The sequence below is a fragment of the Monoglobus pectinilyticus genome (assembly GCF_002874775.1).
Taxonomy (GTDB): Bacteria; Bacillota; Clostridia; order Monoglobales; family Monoglobaceae; genus Monoglobus; species Monoglobus pectinilyticus.
In genome coordinates this window covers 147,117-159,099 of the sequence record NZ_CP020991.1, presented here as the reverse complement: position 1 = coordinate 159,099, position 11,983 = coordinate 147,117, and the positions used below count along the sequence as shown (strand labels likewise).

At 37.3% G+C, this 11,983-nt stretch carries 11 protein-coding genes and 1 tRNA gene; 2 read left to right on the top strand and 10 right to left on the bottom strand.

Annotated elements, in window-relative coordinates:
- Nucleotides 1-60: 60 nt before the first annotated feature.
- The 3 genes from B9O19_RS00725 to B9O19_RS00715 form a co-directional block, all read right to left on the bottom strand.
- Nucleotides 61-765, bottom strand: a complete 705-nt coding sequence (locus tag B9O19_RS00725) for a hypothetical protein (RefSeq protein WP_024721696.1) — start codon at nt 763-765, stop codon at nt 61-63.
- Between the two features lie 233 nt (nt 766-998).
- Nucleotides 999-1,943, bottom strand: coding sequence for a ParB/RepB/Spo0J family partition protein (locus B9O19_RS00720; RefSeq protein ID WP_024721697.1), 945 nt, complete (start codon nt 1,941-1,943; stop codon nt 999-1,001).
- Entirely contained in the window at nt 1,900-2,724 is an 825-nt protein-coding gene (locus tag B9O19_RS00715) for a ParA family protein (protein ID WP_024721698.1), read from the bottom strand. The genes B9O19_RS00720 and B9O19_RS00715 overlap by 44 nt, the downstream gene beginning before the upstream one ends.
- Before the next feature lie 610 nt (nt 2,725-3,334).
- Here B9O19_RS00715 and B9O19_RS00710 point away from each other — a divergent pair.
- Nucleotides 3,335-3,556: a DUF3784 domain-containing protein gene (locus tag B9O19_RS00710; RefSeq protein WP_015573075.1), complete on the top strand. Its 222-nt coding sequence runs from the start codon at nt 3,335-3,337 to the stop codon at nt 3,554-3,556.
- Nucleotides 3,557-3,631: 75 nt separating this feature from the next.
- Here B9O19_RS00710 and B9O19_RS00705 read toward each other — a convergent pair whose 3' ends face one another.
- The 4 genes from B9O19_RS00705 to pflB form a co-directional block, all read right to left on the bottom strand.
- A complete protein-coding gene (locus B9O19_RS00705) occupies nt 3,632-3,811 on the bottom strand; it encodes a hypothetical protein (RefSeq protein WP_102364675.1) in 180 nt (59 codons plus the stop codon).
- 370 nt (nt 3,812-4,181) lie between these two features.
- A tRNA-Arg gene (locus tag B9O19_RS00700) sits at nt 4,182-4,258 on the bottom strand.
- 198 nt (nt 4,259-4,456) lie between these two features.
- Nucleotides 4,457-5,227 carry a pyruvate formate-lyase-activating protein gene (gene pflA / locus B9O19_RS00695; protein WP_102364674.1) on the bottom strand — a complete coding sequence of 257 codons (771 nt, stop codon included), beginning with the start codon at nt 5,225-5,227 and terminating at the stop codon, nt 4,457-4,459.
- A gap of 154 nt (nt 5,228-5,381) precedes the next feature.
- Nucleotides 5,382-7,619: a formate C-acetyltransferase gene (pflB, locus tag B9O19_RS00690; protein ID WP_102364673.1), complete on the bottom strand. Its 2,238-nt coding sequence runs from the start codon at nt 7,617-7,619 to the stop codon at nt 5,382-5,384.
- 218 nt (nt 7,620-7,837) lie between these two features.
- Between pflB and B9O19_RS00685 the strand changes: the two genes are divergently transcribed.
- Entirely contained in the window at nt 7,838-8,923 is a 1,086-nt protein-coding gene (locus B9O19_RS00685; protein ID WP_102364672.1) for an acyltransferase, read from the top strand.
- Here B9O19_RS00685 and B9O19_RS00680 read toward each other — a convergent pair.
- From B9O19_RS00680 to B9O19_RS00670, 3 genes are read right to left on the bottom strand one after another with little or no spacing between them, the layout of a single operon-like run.
- Complete coding sequence (locus B9O19_RS00680) at nt 8,876-10,135, bottom strand: BaiN/RdsA family NAD(P)/FAD-dependent oxidoreductase (RefSeq protein ID WP_102364671.1); 1,260 nt, start codon at nt 10,133-10,135, stop codon at nt 8,876-8,878. The two genes, B9O19_RS00685 and B9O19_RS00680, sit on opposite strands and share 48 nt — an antisense overlap.
- Before the next feature lie 13 nt (nt 10,136-10,148).
- A complete protein-coding gene (locus B9O19_RS00675; RefSeq protein WP_102364670.1) occupies nt 10,149-11,105 on the bottom strand; it encodes a metal ABC transporter substrate-binding protein in 957 nt (318 codons plus the stop codon).
- A 40-nt stretch (nt 11,106-11,145) separates the two neighbouring features.
- Complete coding sequence (locus B9O19_RS00670) at nt 11,146-11,961, bottom strand: putative ABC transporter permease (RefSeq protein ID WP_102364669.1); 816 nt, start codon at nt 11,959-11,961, stop codon at nt 11,146-11,148.
- Nucleotides 11,962-11,983 lie beyond the last annotated feature (22 nt).

Below are 11,983 nucleotides of genomic sequence, written 5' to 3'. Positions count from 1 at the left end.
TCCTTGAAATGCAAAAACGCACCGATTTTACTCAGTGCGTCCGCTTAAAATTATTTTGTTTTAGCAGTAGCCGATATAGATGTTGTAATCCGTATCGGATAGCTTTTCTGTCCATATCCACACAGCGGTAAAACCCTCGCTGTTCTTGTATCGGTTCAGTCTGCTTTCAATATCAGACTTGATACCGCTTCGGTTAGGATTTGCGGATATGGGGTTGTCCCAACATTCTGTCGCCGTGATGTCAAGAGAAAGCCCTATGCTTACCGCATACTCTTTTGCGTAACTAACATAAGGGCTGACATCGAATGTCTGCTTGTGCGGCTCTGTCGGTTTCGGTTCTGCCGGCTTTTCAGTCGGTTTTTCAACCGGCTTTTGTTCGGCAGTTGTCTGTTCTTTTGGCTGTTCCGTTTGTTTTTCGGGTTCAGCCTGCGTGGTTGTCTGCTTCGGTGGCTCTGCCTTTGGCTTTTCGGTTGCAGGAGTATCAGCCGTTTTTTCTTCCGCCGGTTTTGTCTGAACAGTCGCAACCGTCTGCCTTTCAGCGGTTGATTGGCTTTCTTCTGCCGTAATCGGTGTTTCTTCCTGAACTGTCGTGCTTTCCGGTTCTTCTGCCGTTTCTTCCTGAGAATCTGTTTCGGTATTACCAGCCGGAAAAGAAGTCTCTGTTTTCGTAATCTCCTGTGCAGCTTCTTTGGCTGTGTTACCGTTACAACCTACGAGGAAAATCATCAGGCAGGCAAGAACACAAGGTATCAGCCTGTTTTTCATATCCATCGCTCCTTTCTGCCTTAATCGTAATCAAAACCGGTCAAAACATCAAAGGTGCGATTGGCTGAACTTTTTATCGTAGCAGACATTTTGCTTTTGCTCCAAATGTGCGAACCCTTTTATAGACAGCTATATGTTATTAGAGATAGATATACTCAAGGGAGATAGAGTATATTTTTCAGCAGGTTAATAGCCGGTATATATAGGGGTTAGAGTGTGAGAAAGGGGGAAGGCTATCGGCTGTCACGGTCGGCTCTGCTTCGCAGAAACTTGTTGTAATGCTCCAATGCCTTGCACACAAAATCCTCCGTTTGGCTTATGGGAATATTCTTCGGGATAAGCTGTCGAACCCTATCGCCCCTCAAAACAATTTTCTCCCTTTGGTTTGGTTTTTCCTCCGACATAATCGCTTGGATTGCTTCGGTTGTGAGCTTGCCCTCCTCAAAGAACTTTCGCATACGGATTGTTTGGTCGTGGGACGGGGTTGCGTCGTTCAGGTCGATTTCATCAACCACATCACGCTGACTGTCCTCATCGAGAAAAGACAATTCAACCGCCGGTCGCATTTTAATTCGCCCCTCATCAACATATTCCAAAAGTTCGGGAACAAGGTTTGTAAGGCGAATATATCTGCGAACTTGGGTTTGACTGTCACCCGACTGCTCTCCAATTAGTTGTGCTGTTTCTTTTCCGCTTGACTTCCAACCCACTGGGTCGGAAGTTAGGTCTGTTCTTTTGCCTTGTCTGCTCAATGCTTCCAAACGCATTTTGTAGGCATAGGCTTTTTCCGAGGGAAGTATCTGCGACCTTTGGTAGTTGCTCTCAACCATTAAAATCGTGGCTTCGTCTCGGTTCAGTTCAACGACCTCACAACGGAGAGTATCAAACCCGGCAAGCTCACAGGCTCGCTTTCGTCTGTGTCCCGATATGAGTTCGTATCTGCCGTCCTCTTTCTGCCTTACCGTCGCCGGAGTGATTACCCCTCGTTCCTTAATACTCTCAATGAGCTGTGCCATATCCTCGTCATCACGCACCTTAAAAGGGTGGTCGGGGAAATCGTCAATCTCAGTCAAGGGAATATCTCGGATTTTTGAAAGTTTTTCTTCATCTCTCTGTTCCTGCGTCGAGAATAAGTCATCGAGCTTCGTGAGAGTGAAGTCGCTCTTTCTTCCTGCCATCGGCTAACACCTCCTTTGTAAATTCGGTGTACGCTTTTGACACCGTGCTGCCCGGTTCGTAGGCAAAAATGCTCTTGCCTTTGGAAGAAGTCTCTGCGGCTTTTACGGCAATCGGGATATATGTTCGATACATCTTGATTTGACTACCGAAGTTCTCTCTCAGAGCTTCTACCGTGCTTTTGGCGAGGTTGGTACGGCTATCCACCAAAGTGAGAAGCATACCGTCAATCTTTAAGCCCGGATTGATACGCTTCTTAACTCGTGAAATGGTCTGAACAAGCTGCGTCATACCTTTTGCCGGTAAATACTGAGCCTGAACAGGAATTATTACGCTGTCTGCCGCAGATAGAGCATTGATTGTTACCATTCCGAGGGAAGGCATACAATCTATTAAGATATAGTCGTATTTCTCCTTCACTTCGCTGAGATAGTTTCTCAATGCCGTCTCTCTGCTCATTGCGTTGACAAGGTTAAACTCCATTGCTGAAAGCTCAAGGTTTGCCGGAATAAGGTCAACACCTTCGTCGTGGTGCAGAATACCGACCGTAGGGTCATTCATCGTTTCATTTATGACATCTGTGAGTTTCGTTGCAAGCGTGATACCCAAGTTGTCTGTATCCTGCCAACCGAGACAAGTGGTTAAGTCGCCCTGTGGGTCTGCGTCTATGAGCAGCACTTTCTTTCCCTGCATTGCAAGACCGACGCCGAGGTTTACCGTAGTGGTCGTCTTTCCAACTCCGCCTTTTTGATTGCATATCGCAATCGTTTTGCAGTTCGACACTTTGTGCGTCCTCCTTTCGTGAAATTCATAGCCATCGCAGTATGGCTATGTACTTGACCGGCTCATTTCCTAACCGGTCGGGCAATATTTGTTCTCAACACCCCTTGCCGAGCAATAAGCTCACGGGAAGTCACTAAGGAACAGACTGCTAATCTGTATCATAGGAATTTCACCTCTGCCGGGTACTCCGCCAGCTCCGTAGAGAAGTATCATTATCCTTCTGACTGTCATCGCCGTAACAGGGGCAACCTGTTACCTATACCGGGAGTTCTCGCTGTTCTGCAATGCAGAAGTCACGGCGTACCCGATAAGGTGGCTAAAATCATCAGAATTAAAGTCTTAGTGAATGGTTTATTCAGTTGTCAAAATACAAGTGAAAGGGCTGACCTTTTCGTGGCTCGGAATTAACCCCTTCACTTGTTTGAAATGGGAGAGCGTTTTTGGGGGGTGTTTTTTCAAAATTTCTTGAAAATTTTTTTGCTAACAAAAAAAGCCACCTACTTTCCTCTTAATTGAGGTCAATAGACGGCGGGTAGAAATATTCATAATTTTGGTGTATAATAGGAAATTAAGAGAAAGACAAATTTGAATTTTTTGTGGAGGTGTTTATATGATATTCCTAAAGGTATTGGCTGTAGTTCTGGGATTGGCATTCCTTCTGTTTGGATACTTCATTTACTTTAAAAAGAAATACAATCTTATCAACGGTTTTGAGGCGGATTTCAAAGCCGGTCGGAAGAAAGAAGAATACGCAAAGAAAGTGGGAATGATAGAGTTTGTTGTTGGTATAGTTCTGCTTATCACAGGTGTTGCACTTATTCTGTTTGCCTAATAAATTCCAGTTTGTCTAACTTACTCTAAATTAGCAAAGACCGCTTACAAAAGTGTAGGCGGTCTTTATTCGTGTTCAGATATATTTGATTTTGAACTTTCTTTTCTTGGCTGAAAGCACCTTGCAAAGAATATCATCTGCTGCGTCCGTGTATCTGCCTTGTGCTATCAGGCTGTTCTTCAAACGGATAAGTGATTGCAGCACTTCGCTGTATTCGTCCTTGGAAAGGTATAAATGATATTTTTGTTCTTTCAAAACAACCACCTCCTGTTACCGCAATTATATAATAAGAAATGGCATAGAAGTAGTGTGCGATTGTCGCTTGACCACCCCTAAATGAACGAATTAACAGGGTAACGAACGCCTTATTCATTAGCAGGAATTTTGCTCGAATTTTTCTGCCATTAGCAGAGAGGGCATTTTCATTAGCAAAATAGCGAAAATCCTGCTAATTTTTATTAGCAAGTCGTTCACCTGAAAGGCGGACGACATTCGTCCTAATTTCCATTAGCTGACGGAGATTTTGCTAATGAAAATCTGTGAATTTTACGATTTTTCACTTTTTCCGTAAAAATGAAAAAACGCCGGAAACCCTTGATTTTACTGGGTTTTCCGGCGGAGTTTTTGGCGTTCCCGAGGTGATTCGAACACCCGACCTACCGCTTAGGAGGCGGTCGCTCTATCCAGCTGAGCTACGGAAACATCTTTAAAATCTATTCAATTTTAGTCTTAAACTTACTCAATGTCAATCGCCTTTGCCCGAAAGGCGGTCGTTATAACATATTCTTAGGAGGGGCTTGTTATATCCACTTAACTAAGAGGGCAAATTAAATAATCAACCGTTTAATTATATACAACAAGACCTTTATTGTCAAGTGGAAAATATAAAAAAATCACACTTTATACTAATGAATTATTTAATAATCCTTCCCACTCTTTTGTTTTTTTCTTATCCATGGGAGGAAGTTTTTCCAATCTATATTTAATACCAAGTTCTTTATATTTATTTACTCCAAGAGTATGATACGGCAAAAGTTCAAATTTCTTAACATTATTAATATTTTTAGAAAATTTTTCTAACTCTTTTATATAATCCATATTGTCATTTATTCCGGGGATAATTACAGCTCTTATCCAAACATCCGTATCTGAAGAATTGAGCGTGTCAAGAAATTCCATAAAAAAACTCATATCTACACAAGTAATCTCTTTATACATTTCAGAACGAGTATGCTTAACGTCCAGCAAAACCAGGTCAGTATATTTGAGTATTTCTTTATAATCAGGTCTGAACTTTTTGTCCCCTTTATGACCTACTCCGGATGTGTCCAACGCAGTATGGATATTGTTTTGTTTGCATTTTTTTAATATGTCAAGCAAGAATTCAGGCTGAAGAAGCGGTTCGCCTCCAGAAAATGTTACACCGCCGCCGGATGAATCATAATAAGGTTTAAACCGCAGGATTTTTTTTATTAAATCAGCGGTAGTAATAACTTTATTAGGTTCGGTTCCCCAAGTATCAGGATTATGGCAAAAAGCGCATCTTAAACTGCATCCCTGAAAAAAAACAACAGAACGTATTCCGGGACCGTCAACACTTCCCATACTTTCAAAAGAATGTATATTACCGATTATATCAGTATTACTTTTTATTATATTTTCATTTTCCATAATATATCACCTGCGTAAATTTAACATATTGTTTTTAGCAACAAATAAATGCTTTAACGCCATCCGTAAAGCTATATTCTTTACAGATGGCGTTTGCTATAATATCAATATTATCTTCTCTTATATCAACGTGTAAACAAATACACTTTACACGTTACATAGACTCATGGAATGTTCTGGATATTACCTCAAGCTGCTGTTCACGTGTAAGTCTGTTGAAGTTTACAGCATATCCTGATACCCTTATTGTAAGTGTTGGATATTTATCCGGGTGTTCCATAGCGTCTTCCAATGTTTCTCTATTTAATACATTAACGTTGAGATGGAATCCTCCCTGTTTAAAATAGCCGTCTAAAAGCCCAACTAAGTTTGTAACCTTTGCTTCTTCACTCTTTCCAAGAGCATCAGGAATAATTGAAAAGGTATTAGAAATTCCATCTTGACAACAGTCAGCAAATTTTAGCTTAGCTACTGAATTTAGTGAAGCCAAAGCGCCGTTTACGTCTCTTCCATGCATTGGATTAGCACCAGGAGCCAAAGGTTCACCTTTTTTACGTCCATCAGGTGTTGTTCCGGTCTTTTTACCATACACAACGTTTGAGGTTATTGTTAATACAGAAAGCGTATGTTCTGCATTTCTGTAAGTTGGGTGTTTCTTTAATTCATTAAAGAATTTTTCTAAAACCTCAACAGCAATGCTGTCTACTTTATCGTCATCATTTCCATACTTCGGAAAATCACCTATGGTTTCAAAGTCATAAGCTAAACCGTTTTCATCACGTATAGGCTTTACCTTTGCAAATTTTATTGCAGATAATGAATCCGCAACAACTGACAATCCGGCAACTCCAAACGCCATGAAACGTTTTACATCTGTATCATGAAGCGCCATTTGTCCAGCTTCATATGCGTATTTATCATGCATATAGTGTATAGTGTTCATAGTATTAACGTAGAGTTCGGCAACTTCTTCCAAGCATTTAAAATAAGACGCTTTAACCTTTTCGTAATCTAAATATTCATCATCTGTCATTGGTTCAGTGCATTTCAAAACCTTCAAGCCCTTAAGCGCATCAACACCGTCATTCATTGACATTAGTAAAGTTTTAGCAAGATTAACGCGTGCACCAAAAAACTGCATTCTTTTGCCCAGTTCCATAGATGATACACAGCAAGCTATACCATAGTCATCTCCATAGAGAGGGCGCATAAGGTCATCGTTTTCATATTGTATAGCGTCTGTCTCAATGCTCATTTTTGCACAGTAGTTTTTAAATGCCTCAGGCAAACTATTACTCCATAAAACTGTCATATTAGGTTCCGGTGCCGGGTCAAGATTTGTCAGAGTATGGAGCATTCTATAAGACGTCTTTGTGACCATTGTTCTTCCGTCTGCACCCATTCCGCCTATTGATTCTGTTACCCATGTTGGATCGCCCGAAAACAGTTCGTTATATTCGGGTGTTCTTAAATGACGAACCAATCTAAGTTTTATGACAAGCTGGTCAATCAACTCCTGAGCCTCTTCCTCTGTCAAAACTCCATTTTCTATATCTCGTGAGATATAAATATCAAAAAATGCAGAATTTCTGCCAAATGACATTGCAGCTCCATTATTTTCTTTAACACCGGCCAAATATCCAAAATACGTAAATTGTATCGCCTCTCTAGCGTCTTTTGCAGGATTAGAAATATCAAATCCATATTTTTCAGCCATACTTTTTATCTGATTAAGAGCTTTAATCTGCATACGTATTTCTTCCCTGATTCTGATAACATCATCTGACGCAGGAAGAGATTCCTTTAGTTCAAAATCTTTCTTTTTCTCTTCAATCAGTCTATCCACTCCATAAAGAGCGATTCTTCTATAGTCACCAATAATTCTTCCTCTTCCATATGCGTCAGGCAAACCAGTCATTAATCCAACTGATCTGGCAGCCCTCATTTTTGAGGTATAGGCGTCAAATACGCCGTCATTATGTGTCTTTCTATATTCTTTGAAATGGTTCTCAATGTCTTTATTAAGTTTATATCCATACTCATTTAATGATTGTTCAACCATTCTCATTCCACCATATGGATTTACTATTCTTTTTAACGGCTTGTCCGTTTGAAGACCCACGATTACTTCATTATCTTTATCAATATAACCAGGGTCAAAATTATCAATACCTGAAACTTTTTCTGTTTCAACATCTATTATTCCCTTTTTTATTTCTTCGAGAATAAGTTCTCTGGTTATTTTATATACAGCATCAGTTTTTTCGCTTCTGTCACACAAAAAACTTTCGTCGCCTTTATATTCAGTATAATTATTTCTAATAAAATCTTCAACATTTATTGTATCTTTCCAAACACCATCTTTAAAACCTTGCCAACCTAAGTTTGTCATAGCAGTTCCTCCTAAATAAAATTTCCATATTCTACAATATGTTGTATATCGGCAAGTTTGATTATACCAGACCTTGCACAACTATTCAACTATAATATACAATAAAACTACATAAACTTTTTATAATCTTTTTATAAAATTTATGTAGTTTTATTAAGCATTGACTTAAATATGAAAATAGTGTAAAATATAAATACTATTATGTAGAGGGATGTTATATGAAAAGAAAAATTACGGAAGTTTCAGTTTTTGAATTCTTCCTCTGTATGTTTGTTATATTAATACATTTGCTTTCAGAGGGCATAAATGTATTTCCGAAATGGAGCGTTTTATCTATAGTGTTTTTCACAGTTACGAAACTCACTACTTTTGCTGTACCTGCTTTTATTTTTACAAGTGCGTTAAAATTATTTTATAAATTCAGCGAAAGAAAATTTACATACGCGCCGTTTCTATTAGATAGAATCAGAAAAATATATCTGCCGTATATAATTATGGTCGTCATATATTATATCATCTTTGTTTATGCTTTCCATATTTATGAATTTAATCCGGTTTCATTGATAAAATATATTTTGAACGGAGATTTATCTGCTCAATTTTATTTTGTTGTCTTAATAATGCAGTTCTATCTGCTTATGCCGCTTTGGATTTTACTCAGCAAGCATAAATCTAAGCTTTTCAATACAATAATAATCTTTATAGCTGTCGTATGTTCAATAGGATTCAGAATGCTGATATCTTCGACTGAATATACGCATAAGATATTTCCGTCATACTTGGTGTTTTGGATACTTGGAATGTACGCCGGAATGTATTATAATGAGTTCTTACGTTTCTTAAGCAAATCAAGACTTTTGGTCTATGCAGGCTGGCTTGTTTTTGCAATACTTCACTGCGTAACTTCATATATGGAGTATGGCGGTGTTATAAACAATCCTTTCTCACCTACAATAGTGATATTATTCTGTCTGTTCTCAACATTTGGTTTTTACCAATACGCGTATGGTCTTACTGAATCCCTGGAAAGCCGTGGAAAAGGATTCTTTATCAGCATTTCCGGAGCCTCTTACAACATATATCTTGTGCATTGTTTGATAATCACTTCGACTTATGAAATTTTAAATGGAATTAAAGTTACAGATACTATATCAAGATTTATAATTACTGCTGTTATTACATATGCTTTATCAATAATATTCTGTGTAATTTCCGCAACTCTATACAGAAACTTTAAGTCATCATTTCAGCGCAGTTCAGCACGACGTTCCCGCAAGAAAGCCGCTCGAAAACGCTATTTGTAAATTAAATCCGCCGGTATAAGCGTCAACGTCAATTATTTCTCCGGCAAAGAATAATCCGTCAACGATTTTAGATTCCATAGTTGATGGATTTATTTCTTTAACATTTATTCCTCCAGACGTTACTATAGCCTGCTCTATAGGACAAAAATCAACTACGCTGAATTTAATACACTTTAGCAGTTTTACTAACGCAGTTCTTTCGGATTTAGTTATTGAATTAACCTTTTTTAACGGATCAATTTCAGACATCTCAATAATTGGATCTATTAATTTTTTAGGCATTAGCTTATTTAAACTATTCTTAAAATCTTTATTTAAATTTTCACTAAAATCACGTAAAATCCTTTCATCAAGCTGATTTTCACTCAGTCCGGGTTTTAAATCAAGTTCTATCATATAATGTTCAGATTTAATATTTTTCATATGCGCGCTTGCACTAAGGATTACAGGACCTGTTAATCCAAAATGTGCAAACATCATTTCACCAAAATCAGTATATATAGTTTTGTTTTTTGAGTTCTTTACTTTAATTGATATATTTTTTAAAGTAAGTCCTAAAACATCTTGAATCCAATCTTCTTTTACTATAACAGGAACTAAAGAAGGCCGAATATCCGTTATAGTATGTCCAAGCTCTTCAGCCCAAAAATATCCATCGCCTGTTGAGCCTGTCTTTTGATATGACATACCCCCCGTAGCAATAATTACCCTGTCTGCGAATATCTTCCCTCTGTTACTGCATATAACACCGGAAACCATGCTTTTCTCATCAGAATCATTATTAACCGTAAGTATAGAATCCACTCTGTCATTAATTATTTCAACGTTGTTTTTTATAATATAATTTCTAAGCGCTTCTACAATGTCGGAACTTTTATCGCTAACCGGAAAGACTCTATTTCCGCGCTCAACTTTAGTTTCAACGCCAAGCTTATTAAAAAATTCGATAACCTCCATATTGGAAAATGTATAAAATGCACTGTATAAAAAATTCCCGTTAGTAGGCACATTTTGTATCAGTGTTTCAACATCGTCGCAAGCGTTGGTTAAATTACATCTGCCCTTGCCGGTTATTAATAGCTTTTTACCCAAAATCTTATTCTGCTCAATTAATTTAACATTGTTTCCTCGTTCTGCCGCTGTGCCTGCCGCAATCATTCCGGCAGGCCCTCCGCCAATAACTATAACATTTTTTCTGCTAAAATCACTCATAATATCTCCATATTCAGTTTAATGCACGCTGCAGCGTGTTTATATTTTCTTTCATAAGACTCAAGTATGTTGCGCCGTTTTCAAATTCATCATTTGTTAAATTATGGCATGAATTGAACTGGAGCGGAACAGCCCCTGTAGACTCGCATATTGTTTTTGCAACCTTTTGATTTGACAATTCAGGATATAATACTACAGGAATATTTTCTGTTTTAATTTTATCTATTAAAAATGAAACTGTTTTTGCACTAGCTTCCGTTTCTTCCGAACACCCCGGAAAAGCTGCATAATATTCTAATCCATATTCATCAGCAAAGTATCTAAATGGAAATCTGTCGCCGAAGACGATTGTATTTCGTTTGCCTGACTTCACAATTTCATGAAAATCTTTATCAAGCTGTTCTAGCTTTTCATTATAACTTATAGTGTTATTATTATAAATTTCTTTATTAACAGGTCTTGATTCTGCCATTGAAGAATTGATTTTATCAACAATTTTTATCGCGTTTCTAGGAGATGTCCAAACATGTTCATCATATTCCGGCTCATATGTTTCTTTTGCATTCTTCTCTTCTTCCATTCCCTCAACTGTTTCTTCCTTAACAAGCTCAACACAATCCATCATAGAAACTATATTTATTGAATTAGTGTCAATCGATGACAAAATATTTTTTACCCATTCATCGGATTCTCCGCCAACATAAATAAAGACATCACAATTTTGTATAGCAATTATATCCTGCGGGGTTGGTTCATATGAATGCGCTTCCGAACCGGGCTTAAGCAAAAGTTTTAAATCTATGTCGTCTGTACCGCGAGAGACCTCACGAACAAAATCATAGGCCGGAAAAATTGTGGCGACTACACTTATTTTATCATCATTTTTAACTGATGCAATCTGATTGCATGAGCAAAATAACAATACGGAAATTAAAATGATGGATACTACAGAAACTAATCTTTTAATCATACTTATGTTACTTCCTCCAAATTTTATTTTATATTATAAATTATTTTTTATTTTCTTTATTCTTATTATCCCAATACTCAAATAATTTTAAGTCGGGAAATGCGGAACGTATACGTTTTGCAGTCATAGGCATATTCTTTAATATATCCTCTTGTTTTCTCTGAATAGCCGCTCTATGCTTTTCCATATCATTTATGGCTTTTTGACGTTTTTCTTTTACATCATTTTTTATATTTTCACTTTTTTGAGTAAATTGAATTGTTTTGTCAGAAATATTTTCACCTATAGATTCAGAAATCTTTCTAAGCTGACTGCCTGATTTTGACAATAATTTTAAATATCTGTTTGTTCTGTTAATTCCAATAATTGTTGAGATAATGTCAGATATAAATAAAACACTTAATATACCAATTGTGATAATACCAATATTTATTGGATTTATTTCCACAGCCTTCATAAAAAATGGATGTATTATATCGACTACTATTAAGCATGCCAATCCCCAAATAATTGAAAACTTTAAACATATGTAACCGTGAATATTAAAACGTTCGTTTGAGTAATCCCACCATTTCATTTTAAATACTTTTTCAAGCAAAAATCCTGTTATAAATTCAAGCACTGATGTTAATATAACCGACCCTATAAATAAAAATAAAAAATTTTCTCTAATCGGTTCCAATAAAGTTAAAACAAATAAAACCCCAAACCCATATATAGGACATATGGGTCCGTTTAGAAATCCGCGGTTAACGAACTTTCCGTCAATTATTGCGGCATATATGACTTCACAGCACCAGCCTAAAAATCCATATATAAAAAAATAACACAACGCTTTATATATGAGTAAACTCATAATATCACTTCCCCCAATATTT